Origin of the sequence: Pontibacter sp. Tf4 (genome assembly GCF_014212495.1) — a bacterium.
Taxonomy (GTDB): Bacteria; Bacteroidota; Bacteroidia; order Cytophagales; family Hymenobacteraceae; genus Pontibacter.
In genome coordinates, this window is record NZ_JACKZC010000003.1 from 14,341 (window position 1) to 39,873 (window position 25,533).

Genomic DNA, 25,533 nt, shown 5'->3' on the forward strand with positions numbered 1-25,533 from the left:
CTAAGTCAGATCTTGTAGAGCTGGCTCAATGCAATTAGTCCCACAAGTTGTGGGACTAATTGCTTCTCATACTTTAGAGTCAAAAAGATAAGTAATCTCACAGGCCTTGCATAGCCGCTTCTCCTGGCAATACTCCGCTATATCGCAGCGGCCATTGGTTTTCTGGAAAATATCCAGACCCCTCCCTAACACGATTTTCCAGCCATTATTCAGCTCAATGGAACGGTCATGAATATTCTCATCAAACTCAAAGGAAAAGAAGATACCTGACGGCTCCAGCGAATCAATGATCTCCTTGAATGCCTCCTTGGCATTCTCCAGATAATCTTCGTTGTTGCTGGTGACCAGGTACAGCTTTACCTCCTGCCCCTCTTCCTTTACTTTGGCAACCAGTGCGGTAAATTCCATGAAATTCCGGAGCTGGTACGGCAACCGGATATAAGGGTCTATAAGCTTGATGTCAGTAGCTCCTGCCAGGTGCCTGCCAAACAGTTTCTCATAGGAAACACCCGTCTGATTGTCTCGGATAATCTTTTGACCTGCTTCCGGTTCTGCCTCCTTAACCTCTGGTTTCGTTGCGACTACTGTAGCGCTTTCAGGTGCTACTTCAAACGCTGGCTCCGGAGCCTTGTCTTTAGCGCCATATTCGATAATTTCCAGCGTCTGTACTTCCTTCTTAGTGCCAGTGGCTTTGTCGGTATAGCTGAAATCAACCTTCTCAAAGGTCTCATCCATGATATGAAGCTGCTCCTTCACACGCCTTCTGCATTCGATGGCAAATTCCAGTAGCTCCTGGGCATCTTCTTTACCGAAACTACCATCTGGGAAGATTACTTTTACCAGTCCTGAGAAGGTCTTGGAAATGGCCGTTTTATCACGGGTAGTTATACTGTCTGATAGCTCAAAAAATTCGGTGTAGGCATGCGTGTGATCCTCCTTGCGCAGTTCTTTCAGTACCTCAGCCAGGTAATCGACAATAAAACCATAGTCAGAGGTGAACATCTCGTTGCGGAGCTTCTGCACTTCCCAGCCCGGCAGGTAGGCGTGTATCCTGTCCAGGAAGGCGGTGTCGTAATAGTCTCTTGGCAGGGCCTCGAACAGGTCGGAGTGCTTTAGCATGTAGGGCACGGAGTGATCCGTGTTACCGACAAATACCATGGAAGCAGAAGCGCCATATACCTGTGTACCCCTGGAGAAGGACTTGTTGGCCATGTAGTTCTTCAGGATGTCTACCAGGCCACGATCCGCCCGCTTGTCCTTGCCCGCGAATTCGTCATAAGCCACTACATCCCAATAGCCCACCAGGCCAATGTCACCGGTGGTGTTGTTCACGAAAAGCTTGGCTTTGGATACTTCCCCTCCGGAGATAAGCATGCCGTGCGGTGACATCTCCGAGTAGATGTGCGACTTGCCTGTACCCTTCGGCCCCAGCTCAATCAGGTTGTAGTTGTTCTCAGCAAAAGGTATAAGGCGAGAGAGCTGCAGGAGTTTAGACCTAAAAGAAAACTCTTTCGGGTTCAAGCCAATGGACTGCATCAATGCATCGATCCACTCCTCTTTTGAAAAATGCCTGCGAGTGGCTTTGTACTCGGCTACATCAATGTTGGCTATCTGTATAGGTTTGAGGCTGTCGATGATCCAGGGAGACACATCGCGCTCATCCGATGGCATATAGCCCATGGTAACAATGCACCACACCCCGCTGGAGAGCAGCTTCTTGTGGTCTTTCACAACCAGATCACTGATGACCACCTTATTCAGGCCCAGGTTGGCAAAGGCAGCCTCATACACATCTTTTCGGTCATTCAGCTTTACCGACACCTTGTCGATAATCCGGTGTGAGCCTTTTTCCCGGATGGTAGATTTTATCATCTGTGCCTCATCCCGGTGCACAAAGTGCCTGGAGATGATGTTCTTCACGTTCTCTACGCCCTCTGCAATTGTGTCCTCCACATCCGTAGCGCAGTACTGCCCCAGCAGGTACTCCAGCACATAGGTAGGCACAATGGCATTTCCCTTCACCAGTTTAGTGAGGTCCTTGCGCACTACCTTGCCCGAGAAATGCGTATTTAGAAGCTGATCAATCGTACTCATTCTTAAAAATCATCAAAATCATTGGAGAAGGAGATGTTTAGCGTATACATGTACTCCTTGTAAAGCTTCCATTTAGAGGACCCCTCTACCGGCTCTTCCAGCACCAGCTTCACGGTTTGGTTCTTATACTTGCCGCTGGCCTTGCTGCTCAGCTGGAAGCGGTGTTTTACCTCGCGCTGTCGCTCACTGCCCTCCTCTATGTCAAAGTTATAGCTGAACTGATCACTCAGCAACTCCCCGTCGTTCGAGAAGATGGCTGCCCGGATCGTTCTTGGCTGGATAGAATCAGTAGCCACCTCTGTTTGCAGGAAAGACACAGAGAGGATGTTTGTAGTGATCTTGTTAGATTGCTGAATCACATCCACGTCTACCTGCTTAAGGGTATCCTGACGCTTCTTGGTGACTTTCACCAGCGGGATGACTACCTCCTGCAGAGAAGCACCGCCGTGCACAAATCTGGAGCCAGCCCCTTTTACCCGGTGCCTGTTGATGGACTTTGGTATCAGCACGTCGAAGTCTCCTGCCAGATTCAGTTCACCCGCTTTAAAGTGTCTGGTGCTGGCGTCGCCTTTCAGGTTCCTGCCCAGGATAAAGCGCCTGTTCTCCTTCCAGACTTCCCCGTTTACCTGCACGTCCGAAAAATCTGACTCTTCCAGAGCTGTGTGCTGGTAGATAAAGCCATGATCGGAGGTGATGATCATATTGGTGCCGTTCATGTTGGCGATGCGCTTGATGACGTCCATCAGGAAGACCAGCTCCCTTTCAACAGCTTCAAACACCTTGTCCTCCGACGTCTTGTCGTCACCGGTCTTATCAATTTGGTTATGGAAGATGTAGATGACATCGTACTGCTTCACAAAGGCTCTGCCTTCAGTAGAAGAATTCATCTTCATGAATTCTTCAGCCTGAATGCCAACGGCCTTGTACCCTTCCAACGCAGCCAATATTTTATTTCTTCCCTGCAGTCCCTGGCAAGGTAGCTCATCCACACACACCTTGTCTGAGCCGTCTACTATAGAAAGCGACTTGTGGGGCAGCAGTGCCGCCATACCCAGCTGGGTATAGGAAGGCATGGCCGTCAGCATGTACTGTAGCTCACCTTCATACCTGTTCTCAGCGTTCACTTTCTGAAGGTACTCATAGGCGCACTCATAGCGCAGCGCATCGGATATGATCACAAATTGGCGCTGCCCTCTGTTTAGGGTTGGCTCCACATGGTCCTTATAAAAGCGGGACTGAGACACGCGTGGCAGCAGCGGCCATTCCGGAGCAGCGTCCACTACAGACTGCCAGTTGTTGTTTAGCTGCAGCAGCCAGTCGTTGGAGTATACTTTCTCTACTTTCTCAAAGAGCGGCTCCAGTACCTTGTTCTGACCCTTATTTCGGTAATGCCAGATGAACTTGCGGTAGTTGTAATCCACCAGGTGCAAGTCCTGACTGTAGCGCTTGGCTCCCTGCTCTATACTTGAAAAGGCTACGCTGGCATACTTACGGACAAGCGAGATCATCTCCATGGCGTGGGAGGTGGCCGCATAAAAGTCTTTGAACTCCCGGTACCAGTATTTGTTCTCCCGGTGCTTGATTACCTGACTGGCCTTGTCATTGCCAATACTTTCGCTAACCACTAGATGAATCAGGTCGTGTATGATCTTGAAATCCACCAGACGGAAAAGGTCATCCTCCAGGATATCCTCCAGGTTGGCGTCTTCCAACAGGGGCTGCACGTTCAGGTCTTCCGCTATTTTAGCGGATAGTTGCTGAAAGGCTTCCTGGTAGGAGATAGTGTCTTTCCATACCGACAGCAACAGGCTGGCATCCTTGGTGAGGCCGGAGCTTTTGGTAAGCGAGAACACATTAGAAAACACCTCCAGCAGGAAATCATAGATACCAGGCGACTCGGCATAATACTTAAAGCTGTCGCTGATCAGGCCCCAGTAGAACGTGTTCAGGTTATAGCGCTCCAGCTCCCGATCCGGACGCTCGTTGCCATCGTTAAAGGCGCTGGCATGCGCCTGTATAAAGGCGGTCAGGCTGATGGTGTTGGTACTGAACAGGACAGCCAGCATTTTGTAGCGGATGTCCCTGAACGTATCTACTTTGCCCAACAGGGCTTTCAGCTTCTGCCTGCGGTCTTTGCTCTTGAAGAACTCGATGTGCTCAGTTACCAGGTCTTTAAAGCCGTAATCAAGCCCAAGCTCCTGCAGGAAAGTAGCCTCCTGATTGGTATGGAACTCGTAGTGCGCCAGTTCCAGGTCCTGCAGCCAGTTATTTACATAAGCTGGGCGCTTGCCGGTGCGGTAAATCAGATACTGGCCTTCCGGATCTTCCCTGGCAATCTTGTGCTTGATGTAGAACTCGTTGTTCTGTACATAAATGCGCTCCACCCCAGGCAGAGCCAGTTCTTCAAACCTATCTTTTAGCTCCTCCTTTTCATCGTGCCAGAAGATAATCCTGTACTTTTCGAAAAGCTTGCGTAGCGAATCTTCTATCTGGCTCATACTACCTCCGGTATTTTTACCCAGTCAAACTCCGCCACTTTCTTTTTGGTCTTGGCATCGTTAAGGCCGGGAACGGCTTTTACAGCCTTACCAAAAAGGTTATAGTTCACCAGCACGCCGTTATCCAGATCGATGGCGAGGCGTTCGGTGGCCAGCGGGTACAGAATCTCGCGCTCATACTCCTGCAGCTCCAGCAGCACCTGGTCAATCCTGGCCCTCTCCTTGATAGCTTTCGTTTTCTCGGTGGCAGAACCGCTCACCTCTACCCTATCCAGGTGCTCGCGGCGGGTGCGCAGTTTCTCCTGGTACTCGCGCAGGTACTTATTGAGGATGTTATTGACCGTGTCCGGGGTATAGCGGTGCATGTAAATCAGCACGTTGAAAGACCCTTGAGGCGAGGAGAATTGCCAGTAGATCGGACGCTTCTTATACCGGCGCACATGATCGTTGTAGAAGTCTTTTACAAAGTATTTGCGGATGTCTTTGCCCAGGCACTCCTCTACAAAAGCCAGGTTTTTAGCAAAGTTGGCCTCGCCGAACGTCACTTTCAGGAACTCGTGGAAGCGGCCCACAATGTCGTCTTCGAACCACTCGTCGTCGAGTATTGGGATGATGTTGTCGGCGTCGGGCAGGAAGGAAATCTCCTGATCAGACTTCGCAACCTTTTGTAGATAGTCCTGCAGCGTCTCGCCTTGGTTGGCCAATATAAGTCCCGGCTTGTCCAGCGAAAAACGGCCAAACATACAGCCCACGGCGTAGCTTACGAACTGAGCCATCACTTCATCGGCGTGGAAGATTAATTCACCATTATCAATGCTGGTTTCTTCTTGGATAATAGTGATGTCTTCTAAAGGGACATCAGGAGTTAGCTCTTCCTGAAGGCCATAAATTTCTATGAACTGGCGGTTTAGCTCTTCCTCATTTTTATGAAGTTTGAAGAACTTATTTCTCCAGTATTGCTGGTATAAATCATAAGATTCTTCTATATCAATGTCGGGAGTATTTATACCTCTAATTCGCAGGAGTTCATTTGCAACGAAATCCCATGATGTTTCTCTTGAATCCCAATCTTTTTTGCTTAAATCTATAGAATTTAAAACTATGGAATTGATTAGATTTTTATCAGAGCATTCTAATAAAGGTATAGCCTGAACTTCTCCAATGTTACAATTTAGTGTTGGATTAAATACCTTTAGCAAGTATTCGCTAAGAACTGTATTAAGTAAGCCAAGGCTATATATTCTTATATCCTCGTTATCAAAAAAAATAGTTGGTGCAGCAAGGTTAAAAATTGAATCATCACTATAATCTCGAAAGCTTTGCTTTCCGGTGGTAATTAAAGTCCATGATATTCCTTTTTTCCACCACAGATTATCTGGTAGAATACGTGCAACCTTATCCCTCCTGTAATGTAACCTAGCTTCTTGGCTCCAGTCAATCACAGTCTCAAGATTACCATACCACCTTCTAAAGCTTCCTCCTTTAGGATGTTTAACCCACTTTTTATCTATACCAAAGTCATAATTATTAACTTCCCAAAATAATTTTAGATACTTGTCATTATTACCAGACTTAGTTTGTCCATCAGATTTAGAAAAGCTCCCAATTGTTTTGTGAGCAAACACCTGTATAAAGCCCTTGCCTAGCCAATATCCAATAGGGTTTCCAGGTATCTTTTCAAAGTCTCTCTGATGTGCATTATAATACCAACCACATCCTCTATTATTAATTGCCTCTAGTACTTTGAAACGTTTTAACTCGGACTTCTCAAAGTTTACCAAGCGTATATATTTACCATTATCAACATTCTTGGCTTTCCAAAAAGTAAACGAGGCATTTTGAACCACTTCCCCTCCTATTTCAGGAAAAGTCCTCGACCCCAAATGAAGTAAAGTGTCAAAAAATGTGTTCTTAATAAGCTTCTTCCTTAACTTTTCATAGCTACCTAAGAACATCCAGCTATGCTGGTTGATCATACCTAAGAAGCCTTTAGGCTGCAGCATAGCCAAACCACTTTCCATAAAGCAAGCCATTAAATCAGCTTTGCTGTCAGGATAATTCCGCTTCACAAAATCAGCAAGCGGCGCATTCATGTTGCCACCACCCATATAAGGCGGGTTATCTACTACGCAAGTGTACTTTCGGGCAAGTAATTGTAGGTGCTCTAACCCTTGCTTCAGTTCCTCTAACTGATATTGATAAAAAGCATCGTCCTGGTGCCGGAATTCCTGCACTTCCTTTAGGGCAGCTTCAATTTCCTTTAAAGGAGTTTTAGGAAGTATAAGAGAGCCTAAATTGGTCGCCTGCTGTAGTGTTAGCAAATCCTGATATAATGTGGAAGCAAAGGAGCTTGAAAACAAGTTTAAGATGTCAAGGTCGTTTAGCTTTACATGTTTAAACTCTGTGCTTGTATAACCTATACCAGTCTCTGTTAGCTGCTTCTGTATTAGTTCAAGCTTAAACTTAGTAATATCACGAAGATCATGTAAGTATAGAAAGGGTACTTTATCGTTCTTCTCAAGCTCTTGCTTTTTCTTTTCAGGTAGCTTTGCCCAATCGTTTTTAGCTACTGTAACCCCTCCTTTTTCTAGTAGCTGATAAAAGAGCGTTTCTCCAAGTTTTATCTTTACGTCTTCAAGTCTAGGGGCAATAACTGGTAGATTACAGGCATCCATGATAGATGCCAAACTTTCAGCATTTAGCTTCATATCCTGAAAACACAGGATATGCGGCTGTGGCACTTCGCCTTTTTTGAAGAAGCGACGTTGGTAACTGCGGGCCTTCATCATCAGGGCCATGGCTGCCAGCTGCGCCGCCCGCTCGTCTATCTCGAAGCCGTAGAGGTTGTGCTGGATAATCAGCTTTGGTATCTCACTAGGGTTGATACCTTCCTCCTCGTAGATTTTGGTGAGTAACTCAAAGCCATAAACCAGGATGTGCCCCGATCCGCAGGCCTGGTCCAGTAAAGTTATTTCCTCTGGAGAGCTTATCTTCAGGTAATCCTCACTCTGCAGCGAAGCCGATTCTATAAAGTATGGCATGTGTTCGCGCAGCCGGGAGTTGGGCCTGTTCTGCAGCCATAGCTTGCCCACGGTGTTCTGCACCATGTACTCTATTATCCAGCGCGGCGTAAAGAGTTGCGTGGCAGCTGGGATATCCTCTTTCTTCACCTTGGCCTTGGAGGCAAACACCTCGTCCTTTTTCTCGGAAATGTAGAACTGGTAGAGCCAGCCAATAATCTCCACCTGCTGGCAGTCCTCAGCGGCCATACCTTCGCGCACGTCGTGCACGATGGAGAACTCGCTGGTCAGGTCGTCGGGCAGGAGCAATTCGGTGTAGTCGTTTATGCGCTCAAACAGGAAAGGCAGCACCGTGTGCAGGTGGTTGCAGGCCGCGATCAGGAGCACCTTATAAGCCTCGTTCTGCGGGTTAGCGCTCGGCACACGCCCGTCTAACAGGTCGTATACCTGCTGAGCGTTCACTTTCAAGTCTTCAGCTATGTGCCCCTGCTTAGCCTCGTCCAGCAACTCCGGGAAGGTATAGCCCTCCTTCGGGGAGATCACCCGGATATCAAGCGGCTGGTAGTTATTCACGTCCATGAAGCGAAGCGCTATCAGGCGGTTGAACCAGGTATAGGCTACCTTCTCCATCAGCTGCTCTTTACTAGTTCTGGCAAGCTCATCCTTGAGCGCCTTTACCTGCAATGCCTTTTCACGAAGCTCTACAGTATCGGTATGCAGCACGTACTCCAGCTTGGCCCCTACCTGCTCTATCAGTTTCTTTCGCGCCTCCTGGGCAAACCTCTTTAGCTTATTGGTATTCATCTGCTATAGCGTAATTCTCTTGTTCTCCTGTATTTGTTTGAGGTAAGCCTCACGGATGGTGTTCACGTAATCGTCCACGTCCTGCGCTGTCTCCAGCGTGCCTTTCTTGAATTTTACCTCTACATTGGCGCGTCGTACATACACTACCGGGCGATCCTGCACATCATTGCCCGCGCCACCGCCACTCTGGCCATTACCTCCTGGCACCGGCACCGGAGCTGGTTTGGGCAGCAGGTTCTGGATTTCGTTAAGCAATCGCACCTTCAGGTCGTTTGTTCCTAAAGCGTACTGCCTGATGTTGGAGATGTACCGGTTGCCCTTGATCTTGTATATCACCTCATCCAGCGGTTTTAGAATACTCTCCTGCTGTCTTTCAGTGAGCTTCAGGAAGTCAGCATTGGCAGACAATTGCTCTTTGTGCTGTTCCACCGTTTCAACTGCCTTCTCTTTCTCCTCCTCCAGCTTACTGAGCACTTTCTTGCTCAGGGCTTCCATCGCAGCCTTGGCATCGCGAATGCCTGTACCGACATAAGGCTTTCTGTCGGCGTAAACCGTCCTCAGCGTCTGCAGCTCGTCCCCCTCGATATGCTCGAAGTTGGACTGATCGCCGTTCAGGAAAACCTTTATCTCATCATAGATCTTCTTTTGGTCACTGTTCCAGAAGCGCTTGATCGGGTCCAGCAGATCTTCCTTGGTGTCCAGCAGCTCATCTTCAAAGTCCTTCAGGTTGAGCAGGAAATAGTTGAGCTCCTTTTTGGCTAACTTATCCAGGGTGTCACGCAAAGTCTCTAAAGAGGCCGTAAAAGGATAGCTGTTGCGCTGCGCCACCAGGTCCCTCACAAAAGTCAGCTCATTGTTCAACTTGTTTCTGAAAGCCAGGGCCACATCCTTGGCTTCGGTAGCCGCACAAGTCTCATCAAACAATTCATTGTAGACTTCCTTCAGGGCTCTCACCTGCTTGGGGTCAAAGTCGATCTGCGGCTCCAGTAAGGTGTTAGGCTGCAGCCTGTTATTCAGCAGCGAGGCAAGCACCTCCTCATCGCCCAGCAGGTTTGAGTTTTGCCTAACATCCAGTTTCCCCCGCTTGTAAAGCCTGGCCACCACAGTCCAGATAGCATTCGGGTACCAGCCGTAGGGTTTCTTCACAAACTGATCCCGGATGTCGGTCAGTGAGGTGCGGTCTGACTGTTTTTTTCTTCTGTTGATATAGTTGAGTACCTCGTTCTCCGGCTCCGAGATGGTGTTGTCATCAGTGCCGAACAGGTCATTCATCTTAGTCTTGATCGTCTGCTTAACAGTATCCTCGGAGAAAGCTGTTGAACCGAGCATTTTCAGGTTCGGGTAAGCGATTTTTACCAGGTCCTGGAAAGCGTTAATCACCTTTGTTCTGCCGTCCGATGTGTTCCCGATCTCATGCTTGCTGCCGTTCATAAGGATATCGGCCTCTCCCAGCAGTTTCTGCAGGAGTAGTTTCAGCGTGCGTTTTCTCTCCCCGTTTTGTGTTCCCTTATCGTAGAGCAGGCGCTTTATACTTTCTTTGTTATTGGTGGACTGGCTTTGCTTGATGTACTTATCCGTCTTCAGGTAAAGCCGCACATCCTTCAGCAGGCGCTCATCGGCAGGCAGCACGGCCATCATCAGGGTATTATAACCCAGCGTTTGCGCTCTCAGCAGGTCAGGGTTCTCGTAGTTGTCATTGTTAGGCGTGATCACGTCTATCACTAACTCCTTCTCCCTGCCCAGTATAACACCGTCTATTTTGTGGGTAAACTCATAATACTGCTTGTTCTCCGCATACCTGATCTTGTTGTCCTGAACGACCTCATCAAAAATCAGCTCATTTAGCATCTGCGTTACGCTTGACTCATCCACGTCCGTAGCCTTAATCTCCTGCTCAATGTCCTTCTCATCATCGGTCAGGAACTCGTACAGGTCACCGTTTCGCTGCACGTAAGTCTGCGCCTCCAACAGGTTTAGCGCCTCCAGCACTTTTTTGTCGTGCGCCTTCAGATCGATGTGGATATTGTCGATCATCAGCACCGAGATATTGCGGGTGGTGGTTTTAAAGTTGGTGAAATACTTTACCAGGAAGAGTGCCTTGAGCACCTTGATGGCAAAGGCATCATCCAGGTTTTTCTCTGCCAGGGTAATAGAGGTTTGTATCTCGCCCCTGATGGTGGAGCGGATACCTTCATAGAGCAGATCAAAGGTAACAAGTGCATCGGTATCGCAATCGGCCATGCGCAGCACCACATCCTGGAAAACGCCCAGCATAGAGCGCTCCCCTACCGACGCATGCTTCCCCTGAAAGGCGTTATGGTTAGACAGCGCCCGAATACACTGCTGGAACAGGTCGAACTGGTAAGGCACAAAGGGGTACTTGTTGACGAAGTTCTTCTCTTCCCTGTAGCCTTTAAACTGCACCCCCACCTCTGAGAAGGAGAGCAGCGTTTCAAGGTTAGAGTGCTGCTTTTGCCAGGTATGTGCCAGCAGCGCCTTTGGCTCCGCCTTTTTCTGGAGCAGACGCTTCTCGATCACCTCGTCCACATTGGCTGAGGTAAGCGGCACTTTGATCTTGAACCTGGCTTGGATTCTGGAGAAGTCGTTTTGCTGGGACTTGTTCATATCGCCCACCACCTTCTCCATATCCTCCTGAGAGGTTACCAGCACCCAGGCCTGGCCTTTTGTCTTTGTCGCCAGTGTCTCGGCTATCGTCTGCAGATTGAGCATCAGCTTGGTGTTGTCGCTGATATACTGGCCCACCTCATCCACGAAAAAGTTCAGCCTAAAGCCCTTTGGCTTTGTTTTGATGTATTCGTTTACCTTATCGCAAAAGTCCAGGATGGAAATGACGCTGTCATCGCGCAAGGTCTTGATAATGTTCTGATATCCTTCTTGGGCAGGGCCAAGCAGCGAAGTAAGCGCTCTGTTGATGGCCTCCTTAACCTTCGGGTCGAAGTACTTTCTCCTGCCCGTAAACCAGGACTCCCCGGCCTCTTCCTCGAACTTCTTGGTGAAATCTGCATAAACTGCTTTTGAGGTCAGCCACCTTTCAAAATCCGCCACGTGCCGTTGCCCCCCGAAAAAGCCTTGGTGGTCGTTGAGCACTTTGTAAAACACGTTCAGGATAGCGTCTTCCTCCTGCTTGCTCGTAATCTGGGCCTGCTGGTCTATGTTGAACAGGATGGACTCAGAAGGGATACGTGTTGCCTGGATCACGTCCGCCTTCAGCATTTCGTCATCCTCTATCTTGTTGGCAAACACCTCCCCCAGCTTAAAGCCGTCAAACTCCCTGTTCTCCATCACATAAGAGAGAATTTTGAGCAGGTGGGACTTACCCGACCCGAAGAAGCCGGAGATCCAGACGCCGTTGGCCCCCTGGTAATCGTTGTAGGCGGCGAAGAAGTCACGGATTTTGCGGGCGACCTCATTTGTCACCACATACTCCTCTACCTCCTGAAAGACGTGCTCCTGGTCATCGGCCTTGATAACGGTTTCGATGGTACGGGTGATGTCTCTCTCAAAAATGTCTTGCAGTTTCATGCCTTAAGTTTGTAGTTGTCGATGTTAAAAGCCCTGTAGTAGTTGTCATCTTTCAGCAGGCCGAACAACTCTAAAGAGTACCCATTGTATTTCCCTGGGAAGAAGGCCACCGTAGGGGCATCTTTCGCCACGTTTTGCAGGTTGTTAAGTATGTTGTGTGAGCGGATAAAAGGGAAAACCAAGCCTATGCCGGTCAGGAAGTATACTTTGGCACCGCTGCTGGCAATCAACTGCCGGATGGCAGGCATCAGCACTTCATTAATATCCAGTATGGACTGCAGCGCCTCTTTGAACTCATCTTTTTCCATTTCCTTCTCCAGCTCGAAAATCTCCCCCTGCCCCAGCTCCCGGTTGATGATCATCATGGCCAGGTCGTAGAGATTTATCTCCAGCACAGGAATGCCGTGGTTCTTCAGCTTGTTCCGGAGGCCTTTGATGGCTTTGTCCACTTCTACCTGGTCTTTCGCCTCATGGGGCGAAATAAAGAAGGGGATTTCACCGCCAAGCGACTTCATTTCCAGAAAGTCGCTGCTGGATATTACCTTGTATAAATGCTCAAATCCTTCTGCTACGCTGTTCATGCTAACTTGCTCTGTTTGCCACCTCCATGTCCGGCATTAAATATATCTTCAGCCACTCCGGGTCATCTCCCACCACCGCCCGTGCAACTTTTTCGTCCACTAGCTGTGGGATGATTTTCCTTGACTTCACATTGTCAATAAGCCCGGTTTGCTCCAAAAACTTGAAGGTGACTTGCCTTACCTTTTTGGCTGTGTTTTCTGTCAGGTTTTCCAGTTCAGGATGTGCCTGGCTCTTTCTTCTGAAAAAAGAAACATACTCCCCCTCTGTGAGCTGGTAATCAAAGACGATGGCTTTCTCCCGAACGACCTCCACCACAAAGTCTCTGATGTAGGCGTATGCTTTGCATATACTAAGCAGGGCAATTTGCCTTTGTGACACCATGTCCCCGTTGGCCAGAATTTCAAGCTGATCACCTGTCAGGGTATCAATCCGGAGTTTTATCTCTCTGAACTGGGTACTGATGGTTTTTGATCGTTGCCCCTTCACAACAGAACTCTTGTCAATCCCTGCCATTTCCTGCTCTAAACCGGCTTTAGCCAACTCAGACATTTCAGGCAGCATCAAGGAGGCCCCTGTAAAAGACAGTCTGTATTTCTTCTCCCTATCCATTTATATTCTTCAGCACGCTTATTTCAACTTCCAGAATGGCACTCAGTTTCTCCAGGTGATCTGGGCTAGGCACGGTTTTGCCGCTGCACCAGTTACTTACCGTTACCTCAGACACTCCCATCTTGGAGGCAAGCCACTTCTGCTTTACCCCGCGTGCTCTTATCAACTCTTTCAGCATAATCCCTTTAAGAAAAATTAAAGTGCTCCTGAATCAAAAGTAGTGAAAGAATATGGGAAATTTTTAATGTTCCGACAATTTACTTTTTTAAAGCATATAAAAAACCTAATATGATAATGTTTTAATTTTATACATTGAATCATAATTTATTATTGGTTGGGTTTTGAGGAGAAGCATTTGTTTGCCGTATCGCTCCCAATTAACATAACTGTCTCTCTTAGGAAATTTTTCTTCTTTAGCTAAGTATATATTAATAGTGTCTTATACCTTTTCCACCCACACGCACCGCTTCGCTGTCTGGACTGCCGCCAGAGCGGTGAGCAGAGACTTTATCGGTACTGAGTCCGTTCAAAAAGCCATTGAAAAATCTGGTTTGCCGGCGATGTTGGAACAGTTAGCTGAGTGCGGATCCCTCAGCCCAGCCACTTTCGATTCCTTCCACAAGGAGGCGGTTAATGCCATGGCAGAGCAGCTCAAGGCCATGCTTGGGCCAAACGCGCACAAGGCCACCTATGGAAGAGTGGCAAAAATCCTGGCCATATATATAAAGACAAAGTTTGTTCTTCCTGACCCGATATGCAGCCTGAGCAAAATGGCTCATCCCCCGATCGACGCTATTCTTTTAAAGAACCTTTCGAAAGAATGTAGAGACTTAATGGTCGCCCAGGTGAGATGGACTAAACTCAATGAAGGGGAATATTTCACGTTAATCAATTCGCTCAGGCAGCGGTTTGATTTGGAGTGTTTTTGGGAGCTGGAGCAGTATTGGCTGCCAGGTTAAAATACGAATGTTATGATGCCCTCCCTACCCATTGTTATCAGGTGCCCCAAGTGTGGGAACCAGATGAAAAAGCAGGTCCTTTACTCTGGCAATACCTTTGGCGCTGCTTACTATACTGATGGAAAGATGGAAGCACCGATGCTCCCGGAGCTCCCGCAGATCACTAAGTGCCCAGCCTGTAAAGAATTGTTCTGGATAGATGAAGCGGAAGAAGTAGGCGAGTACTTTCCTATGCCTCTGCTTCCCGGTGAAAAGGAAATTCCCTCAGTGCGGTTCCTGTCCATAACGGATTACGACAAAGCACTAAGGAGGAACCTTAGCCGCAATACGGAAGATGAGCTATACCTGAGGAGAGAGCTTTGGTGGAGATTCAATGATCGTGTACGCCGAGATAAAACCTTAGTGAACTCACCTCGGGAGGAGAGGATATGGAAAACAAACTTGGCCTTACTGGAGGGTATCTTGGATGATAACGATCCTGAGCAGCGGATCATGAAAGCAGAGGTGCTTCGCCACCTGGGCTTTTTTCTGTTGGCATCGACTAATCTTGAGTTTGTTCGGGATGAACAGTATAAGCAGGTTGTGGATACGATTAAGAAGGCCTGTGAGGGGAAAAAGACAGAGGTCTTATTAGTCGAGTAACACCTAAGGGCTTTACAACTATAAGTATCAGATATAATTAAAAAGTAATATAGAGTGAATATAGATTTACTACTTACTCTCCTCCCACCTCCTAAAGTAGAACCAACTATAACAGTTGGTGCCTGTACTTTACAGGCTCTTCTCTCTTTCCAGGAAAGCTACACAATCGAGATTCCTGATTATCAAAGGCCCTATGTGTGGAGTACCGAAAAGGTAGAAGAGTTATTGAAAGACTTGCGTTCTTTTTATGATGAAAAGGAGAATCATGGAAAATACTACATGGGGAGCCTGCTACTTCACAGAAAGCCTGAAGAGAGGTATGATATCATAGATGGGCAACAGCGAATTACCACCCTGCTTATTTTAGACTATGTACTTAATGAAAAGAGTAGTACGCTAGTAACTCAAAGTGAGTACCTTAATTTGCTTTTCAATTCCCCAAAATCAAAAGAGAACATAATCCGCAATGAAAGCTTCTTGAGAGATAAGCTAAGTTCCTATGGATTGACTGATCAGAAAAGGCTATTTGATGACTTGATTATAACTATCATCGTAACAACCTCTCAAGATGATGCTTTTACCTTTTTTGATACACAGAATAACAGAGGGGTAAAGCTAAGTGCTATCGACTATCTTAAATCATTTCATCTAAGAGAACTGAAGGGGCATGAGGATAAACAGCGCGTATTTGCTAAGAAGTGGGATAGCAACAACCAGAATCAATTATTGCATGTTTTATTTAACCATATTATCTGGAGAGGTAGAAGATGGCGAGGTAAAACCATTATTTATGAAAATAAGGAATTTATCTTGGAAGAATTCCAAAAGAAGGTCATTGATAAAAGTGAAGATGGCAGCGTAGCTCTATATCCAAACAGTAAGAACAAGCTTGCGGCTTCTTTGACATTTGACACAACTAATGGAATAAGCCTACAGACCTACCCTATTTTTCTGCAAGCAACACCTGTTAGCTATCCATTCTCCTTACGCCAACCTATTGAGAAAGGCACTGGCTTCTTTCTTTATGCGGAAAAATATACTGCTTTATATAAGCATGTTTTCTACGTTAAAAATGAAGCTTCCGAACTTTATAAGGCTGTTAAGTTTTACAAGTCAGTTTACAACAACGTTTCTGAGTACCTTAGAATGCTCTTCGAAGTTTGCCTAGTAATGTACTATGACAAGTTTGAAGAAAATAAGATCTATGAGTTCAGTTTATGGCTTGACTACTTGATAGGCACATACAGAATCAACCAGAAAAGTATCGTGGCACAGACACCTATTAAAATTCTTAGGGACAAAGACTTCAATTTACTGGATGTAATTGACAACTCTTATAGACCAGAGGAAATATTCAGCTTTCTTAAAGGAGTTACTGATGAGGGTATATATATAAATGAGCGTGTTGACTCTGGAAATGGAGTACAGGCAACCTATAAGAGGCAGTTTAATGCATACTTCAAACAGAGCCGAGAAGAAAGTTTAAGGGACAAAAAGAAATGGATTTATGAACGCATCAATTCTAAATAATAATGGGCTGGACATCAAATCAGAGCTGATCACGCTAGAAAAAATCACCAAGGATAATCAATTTTTCAACATACCTATTTACCAACGCCTGTATGTTTGGGGAAAAGAGCAAATAGAAACTCTCCTCGAGGACTTGTATCAAGCCTACCTGAAGAATGATCGGTACTACTATTTAGGTGGCGTGATGGTAGCCAGAAATCAGGAAGGACTGTATGACTTAATTGATGGGCAGCAACGGTTTACCACTTTATGGTTGATTGGCTATGTGCTTAGTAGCGACTTAGAGCCTTTTATTTATGCCTCAGATGGTCACAAAAAGAAAGGAAGGCTCTCATTTTCTATTAGAGACCACGCTAATCAGTATTTTGACAATCCTGCAGTTATAAGTTCGCTCTCGCATGAGGCAATAAGTGAACTGAAGCCAATTTCGGATGCATTAAACACTATCAATCTATTTCTCAGCGATAAGAAAATATCAGGTGAAATAGTGGATGGATTTGCAAGCTTCATTTACAGTAATGTTAAACTAATTTTCACTGAAATACCTCCGACCACTGACGAAAACAAGCTGTTTGAGGTAATGAATAACCGGGGCATACAACTACAGCAGCATGAAATTCTAAAGGCAAGGCTTCTAAAAGAGATACCCGATCTGGAGAAGACCAAGTACGCCCAACTATGGGAAGCTTGTTCTATAATGGATAATTACATAGAGAAGAATATTAAAGATGTAGCTGGCTTGAAATGGAAAGATCTATCTTTCAGTCCAGATGACTCAGAAAAAGTAGTAAGTCTACCTAGTGATATTCTCGCTCGTTTAAAAGCAGCAGGTGATAAGGAAGAAAAGCTTACACTTCTAGAGGTACTTCAGAAAGGATTGTATGCTGTGAGTAAAGGTGGTGATCAGGAGGAGGAAGGCTATGAGTCAGGGAAAGTCAGAAGCATTATTTCTTTTCCTATGCTACTACTTCACACTCTCCGTATCTATCTCTTTGAGAAAAATGAGAACCAAGCAGATGAAGACATTGTAGGCGTAAGTGAAAAACAGCTTCTTCAACTATTTGATAAGCACTTTGCTTTGTTTACAAACGAACAAGGCGTGAAAGATTTTATAAAGCTACTTTGGGATGTCCGGGTAAAGTTTGATAAACATGCTATCAAGTGGATTGAAAAGGATGGCGTTGAAATACATGCTATAAAGAGACTTTACCTGAACAAAGACTCACTGCAGAGGCGGGAGCCCGAAGCAAATGAAGGCTTTGCTTTATTGCAGAGCATGCTTTACCACTCTCAGCAGATTACCACCCATTACTGGCTTACACCTTTTCTGCATAGGCTCTTACAGACAGATGATACTGAGGAATTGTATCGATACTTGAAACAGCTCGATAATGTAATGTTCTGCACACCGAGGCAGGATCTAAGAACCTCTAGCTGGAGGTTGATAGGCAGTAGCCTGAAAGGTTACACTTTTGATTTGAAGACGCTAGGGTTGGATGATAAAAAGGGCACAAAGTATCCGAGTTACATTTTCTACAAGCTGGACTTCATTTTATGGCACGAATTGAACGAAAGTAAAGGCAGTGATTGGAAGAACTTCCGTATGACGGCCAAGAACTCTATAGAACATATTTCTCCCCAGCATCCACAAGAGTATGACGCTAACACAGTGTGGAGTCAAGATGATACGGAAGAAGTTAAAAAACTGAAACAAGATGATTTCGGTAATCTGGTTCTCTTGTCTCCAAGCATGAACTCAGAATACAGTAATAAGACTTACAGGTCGAAGAGGAATGATTTTCTAGAAAAGAACAGATTAGAGTCTTTGAAATCTGCTTTAATTTTCGAAAATAAAACTTGGAGCTTTGATCTGATGAAAGAGCATAGAGAACAAATGAAACTCTACTTTCAGTAGTATTTGAATGGTACGAATCTTGAGTAACAAGAATGTCAATACTTTACCACAGAATCAAAGTTTCCCCTGTGTGGCCTAGTCCTTTCTTCAAACATAAGTTTGGTGTAGGCCAAATTGTAACAACTATCCTAATACTGCTCCAAGAAGAGCACAACAGAATTTTGTTGTCTCATTTTGTTTCCCTGAAGCTGTACTTCAATACATCCGACTAGGGTAAGAACTTTTTGATTTTTGATCAATTCTAGTAGGATTACTCACTTTTGTGTACCTATAACCTTTTCAAACCGTTGTTTATAAAAGGTTATAACTATCTTCCTGTTGTAGAACATTCAAAGAGAACAAATATTAATTGTACAGTTATATAGCTTACAGTGTAAAAGTTTGATTTACAATGCATATTTCGTTAACTTTCTACAATAGAATTTGCAGTTAGACTGAAAGTTTAAGAGTGGAGCGTGATTCGGTGAGTCAAAAGAAACACCATCCATAAGTAATTGATAATAAGCTATGTTTTACGGGAGTTACGATTCCCCTACGGACTACTGAAAGGGAAAAGTGATGATTTTGATCGCTTTTCCCTTTTTCTTTTTCCACTAAAAACTGCTGTATCTGGCAGGAAAGGGCAAAAAAGCCATTTACTCGCTGGGTTCGATAACCTTCCATTTCACGGTCAAAATACACACCTTCCGGGAACATCATCGCTTGCAGTTGTTTACGGCCTTGTACATTTGCTTTACTCCATGATTGTGAGATAGTTACCGCTTTTTCTAAGCCCATTTTAATGAACTCTTTGGGGTTCGATAAGGCGGGCGCACACTTTTCCAGATTTCGCTCGATTTCCAACAGCTCAGTCTTCAGTTCTGAACTGTACCTGACAAACATTTCTTTCTCGATTTCGCCAAAAGCATAGCGGCGCTCAATCACATCCAGTCTCTTTTTAAGTTCTGTGTGCTGGGTCTGCAGACGCTTCTCTTCGCTGCGGCTTTCTTCTGTTAACTTATAGTAAGTCTCTTCCATGATCTCAGCCAACTTAGGTAGATACCTAGGATCAACTTCGAGTTCCGATAAAAAACCTTCGTATAGGTTATGCAGCTTTCCAGCATTACGGTTCAGCTTGCAGCCGATGGTATTACACTTGTAGTAGTGAATCTGCTTTTTCTTCATCTCATAGCCTGTTAAAGGCTTTCGGCAGCTACCACACTTGATGTGATGACGCAGCGGCAATTCTTCATCTTCTTTCACCTGCGTATAGCCATGCGCGTTCTGCGCCTGCAGGCCGTTTACCTTTAAAAACATCTGGCGCGTGATTAGCGGCTCGTGCTGCCCTTCCACCACTTCGCCGTCTTCCAGTAAGCCATGAGAGATCAAACCGCAGTAGAAGGGGTTTTTAAACAGCTTTGTGATGGTTTGGTTGTATAACACCAATCCCTGCGCTTTCAGGCGCTTAATGATGTCGGTATTGCTTAATCCCTGCTCAGCTTTCAGCTGAAACGCCAGGCGAATAAGTTTACCAGTTTTATTAGGTTTTAAAACCACATCTTTACCCACAATGACTTTATCATAGCCCATCGGAACCTTACCTACCCACAAACCACGTCTGACGCGCGCTTCCATGCCCGTCATGCATTTTTCCCGGCGTAGGTCGTTATCAAACTGAGAAAACAGGAACTGTATACCCTGCTGCAATTTACCTGATGCCGTTTGGGTATCCACAGGCTGCGTTACCGCTACAACAGAAATACCCATACGACCTAACTCATCCACAATACCAATAGCCGAAGAGCCGGTACGTGAGAAGCGGTCATGGGAATACACTATGATGTAACCTACCCGCAGTTTGCTTTTCTTTACAAACTCGAGCATTTTCTGGAATTCCTTGCGTTCGTCTGATTTCGCGCTTTCGTAGGTACCACCGAACTTACCCACTACCTGGTACCCATGGCGCTCAGCGTAGGCCGTACAACGTTCTAGCTGCGTCGAAAGGCTTTGATTGGTCTCGGCCTGCTCTTTGGTCGATACGCGGGTATAGATAATGGCTACCTTACCGCGTGGTGTAGCTTTCTTATTACCTTTCTGCAGTGGCCTTGCAAAGATGCTTAGTTCACTCCCTTTCCCTGTTGTAGCCCGAAGTGCAGTAGGTTTCTTTACTACCCCTGATGGCTTAGCAGCAACTTTAGTAGTAGATTTTGCTTTAGTAGCTGCCTTCGTTGCGTTAGCTGCTTTTTTCGTTTTCGGTGCAGCCTTGGCTACCTGTAGCACAGCTGCGGTGGTTTGCTTTTTCATGTTCTACTTGGGTTAAAGGGGAAGAAACTTTGTTACTTTTTTGTTACTCTGGCCTTTTAACTTTTGTACTTTAGAAACTTTTGCTGATGTAGCTTCTATTTCATCATCAGTTGTGAAAGCTATCTGCGGTTCCTGCTGATGTTGGTTGAACACCCAGGCGCTATAGCGCAGCATAAAATCCACCTGTGCCTGCGCTTCTGCTTCGGTTAAGTGTTCCAGCCCCGGTGTCTGCCGGAGCTCGCGCACATGGCGCTCTATTGTTTCTGTTTCTTCTGCGAGCTGCTTGTAATAGCTATCATAAGCGCTCAGCTCTTCAGCTTCTTCAAGTTCTACAGGTTTACTAGCACTTGCTTTGCCTTTAGGCTTTACTTGATTTAGTTTTTGATGCTGTTTACTATTCTGTTGTTGGTTTTTCTTTTGTTGAGCTTTAGTTAAGGTTTTCACTATTGTGTTTGCCAGTGCCACAAGTCCGGGGCGACCGGTACTCGGGCGGGCTATACTATAGGTGCGGGGCAACCGCTACCTTTGGTTCTTGCCTGATCATCGTCAGGAAAAGTAAGCGAATCTGCACTAAACACGGCGTTTTTGCTCGCGACTGAAGTAGAGCTGGTCGCCACCGCGGTGCTGCAGCTGGATCTTCTGGAAATTCTTCAGACCAACTGCATCTTTTACTTTGGTGGATGTCCGCTCATCCAGCAGGCCATCCATGGTAGTAGTAAGCAGCATACTTCGCTTTTCATCAAAGCTGACTGTTACCTGCTTTAAGCTTTTGTTGCGTATGGCTCGGATAACCTGCAGTTCTTCTTCACTGAGCAGCGACAGACGCGGTATGTACTGAATCTTGTCGTCGTCCAGCAGATAGGCTGTCAGGTGCTGGGTGATCGATAAATATACATGTGTTCTGTTTTGCAGTACCTTGCCTTCTGGTCCCATACCTTGCATCTCGTCCAGCCACGGTGCTAGTTCGCCAGTTGAAAAAAGCATTAGGCCTACTTCCTGCTTGCGGTACAGGGCGGCATAGATAAAGGCTTCGAGCTGCGTAAAACCTATACCAAAGGTATGCAGCAGTTCATCCAGCTGTCCGGTCTTTACCAGTTCCAGAAGTTCAGTTACTTCAGCTGGCTTCATGAGCTTCGATAGCTCTATGCGTACTTTATCAAGCAGAGCTGGAGATAAATCCTTGCCGTTGATCTTAAACCTAGTGAACAGATAATCACGAATTACTTTTATCCGCTCTACCGGCAAACCTTGACTATGTAAATCTCGGGCCAGCCGAAGCCACAGGTATTCGGTAAAAGGCATTGCAGCTTCCACTGGTACTTCAGCGACTATACCTGCCTTTAGCCAGTCAGCATACATTGCTTGCGTTACACCCGCTTGGGCTACAGTAAAAAGCGGCTCACGCAACTTATAGTATAGTTCTTCTGCCTGCTCTTTTTCGTGTGCATCCAGGCTTAGATTAAACTTTGCCTGTTTAGGCGCAACATCAGGTGCTGATGTTAGTGTTTGCGGCGTAACTTCTATAACCATCATTCTATCGCTTATCATCTGCTAATCTGTTATTAGAAATAGGTTGAAGAACGACGGTACGCTCCTGCAACAGCCAATAGCATAACAGAGCTAACAGCAGAATAAAGAAACCAATCAGAATCCAGTTTCTAGAAGTACCTGTTGGTTGGGTTAGTTGTAGCGCCGAAAGATCCACTTCCGGCCAGGCTACGAGTGTGCCCCCTGTTAACATAGCGTTCTTGGATCCAGGATGTCAATAAACACCATGTCACCTTCCTGACAATAGCATACATCGTACACACAGATGTACTGCTTCCCCTGGTACTGCACTGTAGTAGTGGCATACCGCACGTCAAAGCCGGCATTACCTAGAGCAGCCTGACTAATCGTGACGCCGGTGGTGCTACCTGCAAGAAACTGCTCGAGTATGTGCCGGTTTTGTTGCAGCTTCGACAAGATCAGCTTGTCTGTTTCACGCTGCACTGGCGCCTGGCTCTTTAGCTTTTTGATCGTTTGTTCAAGCCTGGCGATGTGCTGAATTTGTGCTTCAAGCCGCTGCTTTTGTTTTGCTGCTTGCTCTTGTAGTTGCCTGCGTTCGCGCAAGAGCAGATCTACCTGCGTGGATTGCTCGGCTGCGCGCTTATGGCTGCCCATTAAGATACTCGCTCCGTACTGTGCAAAGGAAATGCCCCGCACTGCGGCTTCATCTGAAAGCTCTCGCTTTAGATCCGCCGGGATACGAACGGTTGCCGTGACACCATACTTGTCCGGGTGTCCATTTAAGTTTGTTTGCATTAGTTGTAAGGGTTAAAGGGTTAAAAAATTGATTAAAAAATTATAGAAGGTTATGCTTATTGATTAGAGTTTTTGTATCAAGACTACATTGGATCCGGATCGTCAGGCGAGAGCCCCAGCTCAGCACGCACTGCTTCCATAAAGCCTTTCATCTTCTCTTTGGCTTTCAGTTCGCGGTACACCCGGAATGGTTCGAGCATGGGGAAATTCTCAGATGTGTTCTCTCCGTTCAGCAGATGTTCTATCCCAGGTGTATCCCAAACCCGTTCAGCGGCTGGCTTTATATTTTTCTTCCCTTTCAGGCGCTCTGCCGTTTCATCAATCAAGTGATTCCCCAGCAAGCCATAGAGGTAATTTTCGGCGGCCTGTTGCATGCGGCGAATCCGCTCATCCCGCTGGCGCAGCATTTCCGATAAGGCATCCTGCCGCTCTTCTTTGGTTACCTTCTCTTCCAGTGTTTCGTAAGCAGCCAGCTCTTCTACACTTTTCCCAAAGTAGGCAGCCAGTTCTGAAAGTCGCTCCGGCGAAATAGCGACTTCCCCTTTCTCCATCCGACTTAGGTTACCCTTGGTCATACCCAGTACCGTGGCGACTTGTTCCTGTGTGCGCCCCTCTTCTTTCCGGAGTGCTTTAATTTTTAAATGTAGGTTTTCCATGCTGTAAACATACAACTATAAAAATATATTACACAACAGTTGTACAACTTTTATTTTTAAAAGTTGTGATTCAAGTAAAATAAGTGGCAAAGATGTGAGACAATTTGTATCATTCGTGAGACAGCTTCTATACACTTTGTCTCATGCGCGAGACAATTTGTTTACAAATTGTATACAAAATGTAAACGACTTGCTTACAATGTGTTACAGCAATTTTAAGTTTACCCAAAAATTCAGCTAAAGCATTATTATTGACAGCCAGTTTTTACTTTTCTAAACAGAGCTAAAGACCACGACCGAAGCATAAGCACACCAACTAGAAAGCACACAACCAAATACACTTCACCCCAACTATACCTTCTTCAAAACATCGCAAAAATTCTATATTATTCTATACTTACTCCATCCTTTTTCCTACCTTGTACTTTGTTTTAACACCGAGTACAAGCCTACATGAGCACTACCAATACCCCATCTGCCAAAGCCAAGGCGGACATCGATTTTGAAAACGAACTCTGGAATGCCGCCAACGAACTGCGCGGCGCTGTAGCCGAGAACCAGTACAAAGACTACGTGCTTTCGCTTCTGTTTTTGAAGCACCTTTCCGAGCGATTTGAGATACGCAAGCACGAGATTGAACAGTCTTTTGCAGACCCGAAATGCGACTACTATAACATAGAGCAGCACCAGCAGACCGAGGTGCTGGAAGACGAGTTGGAGTACCAGGTGAAGAACGTATACCGCCTGCCACGCGAGGCTACCTGGGCCTACCTGCGCGAGAACGCCGAGCAGGATGACATCAAGGTGAAGGTGGACCAGGCCTTTGTGCTGATCGACGAGATCCTGAGCAAGCGCAATCCCGATTACAAAGGCGTACTGGAGCCGATCTTCGTGAAAAGCCAGCTCTCCCCTACACAGGTGGCGGGGCTCATCAACCTGTTCTCCAAAGAGAAGTTCTCTGAGATCAACAACCCCGAATCCGACATCTACGGCCGCGTGTATGAGTACTACATCGGCAAGTTTGCCATGGCCGAAGGCTCCGGTGCGGGGCAATTTTTTACACCGGGCTCGGTGGTGCGTTTGCTCGTGGAAATGCTGGAGCCGCTCAAGGGCCGCATCATGGACCTGGCCTGCGGTTCGGGTGGTATGTTTGTGCAGAGCCTCAAGTTTCTGCAGGCGCACGGCGGCGACAAAAACGACATCTCCATTTACGGGCAGGAGCGCTACGAAGGCACGCTGCGCCTTTGCAAAATGAACCTGCTGCTGCGCAACTTATCCTTCGACGTGAAGCTGGGCGACTCGCTGCTGCAGGACCGCTTCCCCGACCTGAAGGCCGACTACGCCCTCATGAACCCGCCGTTCAACATCAGTAACTGGCACCCTGAGCTGCTGCCCGACAACGACCCGCGCCTCTTCGGGGCCAAAGATACTTTTACCACGCCTGGCAACGCCAACTACATGTGGTTCCAGACGCTGTGGCACCACCTCTCGGAGCGTGGAACGGCGGGCGTGGTGATGGCCAACGGCGCCATGACCACCGGAAGCGCCGGCGAAAAGAACGTGCGCGAGCACATGATACAGCAAGGTATGGTGGACTGCATTGTGCAGATGCCCGACAAGCTGTTCCTGACAACCGGCATACCGGCCTGCATCTTTATACTAAGCAAGAACCGCGACGGCCGCGACGGTGAGCACCTCGAACGCAAAAACGAGATCCTCTTTATTGATGCCCGCAAACTGGGCACCATGGCCAGCCGCCGCCTGCGCGTGTTCGAAGATGCCGACGTGGCCCGCATTGCCGACACCTACCATACCTGGCGCAACATCGGCGGCAGCTACTCCGACACCGAGGGCTTCTGCAAGGCCGCTACCCTAGCCGAAGTGGCCGCCAACAATTACGTGCTCTCGCCGGGCCGCTACGTGGGCTCCGAAGCCGAGGAAGATGACGGCGTTCCGTTTGAAGATAAGATGAAGCTGCTGACTACCGAACTGGCCGCTCAGTTTGAGGAAAGTGCACTGCTGGAGAAGCGGATCCGGGAGAATCTGGAGGGGATTGGGTTTGGGTTGTAGGATTCGAGCCTTAATTTATTGTTG

The 25,533-nt window shown here is 46.7% G+C and carries 17 protein-coding genes; 5 read left to right on the forward strand and 12 right to left on the reverse strand.

Going from position 1 to position 25,533, the window contains the following annotated elements:
- Nucleotides 1-66: 66 nt before the first annotated feature.
- From brxL to H7F15_RS05575, 7 genes are read right to left on the reverse strand one after another with little or no spacing between them, the layout of a single operon-like run.
- Nucleotides 67-2,094, reverse strand: a complete 2,028-nt coding sequence (brxL, locus tag H7F15_RS05545; RefSeq protein WP_185195974.1) for a BREX system Lon protease-like protein BrxL — start codon at nt 2,092-2,094, stop codon at nt 67-69.
- A gap of 2 nt (nt 2,095-2,096) precedes the next feature.
- Nucleotides 2,097-4,592, reverse strand: a complete 2,496-nt coding sequence (pglZ, locus tag H7F15_RS05550) for a BREX-1 system phosphatase PglZ type A (protein ID WP_185195975.1) — start codon at nt 4,590-4,592, stop codon at nt 2,097-2,099.
- Complete coding sequence (pglX, locus tag H7F15_RS05555; protein ID WP_185195976.1) at nt 4,589-8,416, reverse strand: BREX-1 system adenine-specific DNA-methyltransferase PglX; 3,828 nt, start codon at nt 8,414-8,416, stop codon at nt 4,589-4,591. The genes pglZ and pglX overlap by 4 nt, the downstream gene beginning before the upstream one ends.
- Before the next feature lie 3 nt (nt 8,417-8,419).
- Nucleotides 8,420-11,959, reverse strand: coding sequence for a BREX system P-loop protein BrxC (gene brxC, locus H7F15_RS05560; protein WP_185195977.1), 3,540 nt, complete (start codon nt 11,957-11,959; stop codon nt 8,420-8,422).
- Nucleotides 11,956-12,540, reverse strand: coding sequence for a DUF1788 domain-containing protein (locus tag H7F15_RS05565; RefSeq protein ID WP_185195978.1), 585 nt, complete (start codon nt 12,538-12,540; stop codon nt 11,956-11,958). Before H7F15_RS05565 ends, brxC begins: the two co-directional genes overlap by 4 nt.
- A 1-nt stretch (nt 12,541) precedes the next feature.
- A complete protein-coding gene (locus H7F15_RS05570) occupies nt 12,542-13,150 on the reverse strand; it encodes a DUF1819 family protein (RefSeq protein ID WP_185195979.1) in 609 nt (202 codons plus the stop codon).
- Nucleotides 13,143-13,328: a helix-turn-helix domain-containing protein gene (locus H7F15_RS05575; RefSeq protein ID WP_185195980.1), complete on the reverse strand. Its 186-nt coding sequence runs from the start codon at nt 13,326-13,328 to the stop codon at nt 13,143-13,145. The genes H7F15_RS05570 and H7F15_RS05575 overlap by 8 nt, the downstream gene beginning before the upstream one ends.
- Nucleotides 13,329-13,584: 256 nt before the next feature.
- Between H7F15_RS05575 and H7F15_RS05580 the strand changes: the two genes are divergently transcribed.
- The 4 genes from H7F15_RS05580 to H7F15_RS05595 all read left to right on the forward strand — a co-directional run bounded on the left by H7F15_RS05580 (nt 13,585) and on the right by H7F15_RS05595 (nt 18,196).
- On the forward strand, nt 13,585-14,109 hold the full coding sequence (locus H7F15_RS05580; RefSeq protein WP_185195981.1) for a hypothetical protein: 525 nt from the start codon (nt 13,585-13,587) through the stop codon (nt 14,107-14,109).
- Between the two features lie 63 nt (nt 14,110-14,172).
- Nucleotides 14,173-14,751: a hypothetical protein gene (locus H7F15_RS05585; protein WP_185195982.1), complete on the forward strand. Its 579-nt coding sequence runs from the start codon at nt 14,173-14,175 to the stop codon at nt 14,749-14,751.
- A gap of 54 nt (nt 14,752-14,805) precedes the next feature.
- Nucleotides 14,806-16,281, forward strand: coding sequence for a DUF262 domain-containing protein (locus H7F15_RS05590; protein ID WP_185195983.1), 1,476 nt, complete (start codon nt 14,806-14,808; stop codon nt 16,279-16,281).
- Entirely contained in the window at nt 16,259-18,196 is a 1,938-nt protein-coding gene (locus H7F15_RS05595; protein WP_185195984.1) for a DUF262 domain-containing protein, read from the forward strand. Before H7F15_RS05590 ends, H7F15_RS05595 begins: the two co-directional genes overlap by 23 nt.
- 468 nt (nt 18,197-18,664) lie before the next feature.
- Here the strand turns inward: H7F15_RS05595 and H7F15_RS05600 are convergent, their stop codons facing one another.
- The 5 genes from H7F15_RS05600 to H7F15_RS05620 form a co-directional block, all read right to left on the reverse strand.
- Entirely contained in the window at nt 18,665-20,479 is a 1,815-nt protein-coding gene (locus tag H7F15_RS05600) for a recombinase family protein (protein ID WP_185195985.1), read from the reverse strand.
- A 12-nt stretch (nt 20,480-20,491) separates the two neighbouring features.
- Nucleotides 20,492-20,923: a hypothetical protein gene (locus H7F15_RS05605; RefSeq protein ID WP_185195986.1), complete on the reverse strand. Its 432-nt coding sequence runs from the start codon at nt 20,921-20,923 to the stop codon at nt 20,492-20,494.
- Between the two features lie 126 nt (nt 20,924-21,049).
- Nucleotides 21,050-22,027 (reverse strand): hypothetical protein, encoded by a 978-nt coding sequence (locus H7F15_RS05610; protein ID WP_185195987.1) that lies wholly within the window; start codon nt 22,025-22,027, stop codon nt 21,050-21,052.
- A gap of 186 nt (nt 22,028-22,213) precedes the next feature.
- Entirely contained in the window at nt 22,214-22,783 is a 570-nt protein-coding gene (locus H7F15_RS05615; RefSeq protein ID WP_185195988.1) for a hypothetical protein, read from the reverse strand.
- 83 nt (nt 22,784-22,866) lie between these two features.
- Nucleotides 22,867-23,439: a helix-turn-helix transcriptional regulator gene (locus H7F15_RS05620; protein ID WP_185195989.1), complete on the reverse strand. Its 573-nt coding sequence runs from the start codon at nt 23,437-23,439 to the stop codon at nt 22,867-22,869.
- Nucleotides 23,440-23,892: 453 nt separating this feature from the next.
- Here H7F15_RS05620 and H7F15_RS05625 point away from each other — a divergent pair, with 453 nt between their 5' ends.
- Entirely contained in the window at nt 23,893-25,509 is a 1,617-nt protein-coding gene (locus H7F15_RS05625) for a class I SAM-dependent DNA methyltransferase (protein WP_185195990.1), read from the forward strand.
- Nucleotides 25,510-25,533: the final 24 nt, after the last annotated feature.

Bases quoted from the DNA above. Each gene is read 5' to 3' on its own strand.
- H7F15_RS05575 (WP_185195980.1), bottom strand. From the start codon at position 13,328: ATGCTGAAAGAGTTGATAAGAGCACGCGGGGTAAAGCAGAAGTGGCTT.
- pglX (WP_185195976.1), bottom strand. From the start codon at position 8,416: ATGAATACCAATAAGCTAAAGAGGTTTGCCCAGGAGGCGCGAAAGAAA.
- H7F15_RS05570 (WP_185195979.1), bottom strand. From the start codon at position 13,150: ATGGATAGGGAGAAGAAATACAGACTGTCTTTTACAGGGGCCTCCTTG.
- brxL (WP_185195974.1), bottom strand. From the start codon at position 2,094: ATGAGTACGATTGATCAGCTTCTAAATACGCATTTCTCGGGCAAGGTA.
- brxC (WP_185195977.1), bottom strand. From the start codon at position 11,959: ATGAAACTGCAAGACATTTTTGAGAGAGACATCACCCGTACCATCGAA.
- H7F15_RS05610 (WP_185195987.1), bottom strand. From the start codon at position 22,027: ATGATAAGCGATAGAATGATGGTTATAGAAGTTACGCCGCAAACACTA.
- H7F15_RS05620 (WP_185195989.1), bottom strand. From the start codon at position 23,439: ATGGAAAACCTACATTTAAAAATTAAAGCACTCCGGAAAGAAGAGGGG.
- H7F15_RS05595 (WP_185195984.1), top strand. From the start codon at position 16,259: ATGAACGCATCAATTCTAAATAATAATGGGCTGGACATCAAATCAGAG.
- H7F15_RS05600 (WP_185195985.1), bottom strand. From the start codon at position 20,479: ATGAAAAAGCAAACCACCGCAGCTGTGCTACAGGTAGCCAAGGCTGCA.
- H7F15_RS05585 (WP_185195982.1), top strand. From the start codon at position 14,173: ATGAAAAAGCAGGTCCTTTACTCTGGCAATACCTTTGGCGCTGCTTAC.
- pglZ (WP_185195975.1), bottom strand. From the start codon at position 4,592: ATGAGCCAGATAGAAGATTCGCTACGCAAGCTTTTCGAAAAGTACAGG.
- H7F15_RS05565 (WP_185195978.1), bottom strand. From the start codon at position 12,540: ATGAACAGCGTAGCAGAAGGATTTGAGCATTTATACAAGGTAATATCC.
- H7F15_RS05625 (WP_185195990.1), top strand. From the start codon at position 23,893: ATGAGCACTACCAATACCCCATCTGCCAAAGCCAAGGCGGACATCGAT.
- H7F15_RS05615 (WP_185195988.1), bottom strand. From the start codon at position 22,783: ATGCAAACAAACTTAAATGGACACCCGGACAAGTATGGTGTCACGGCA.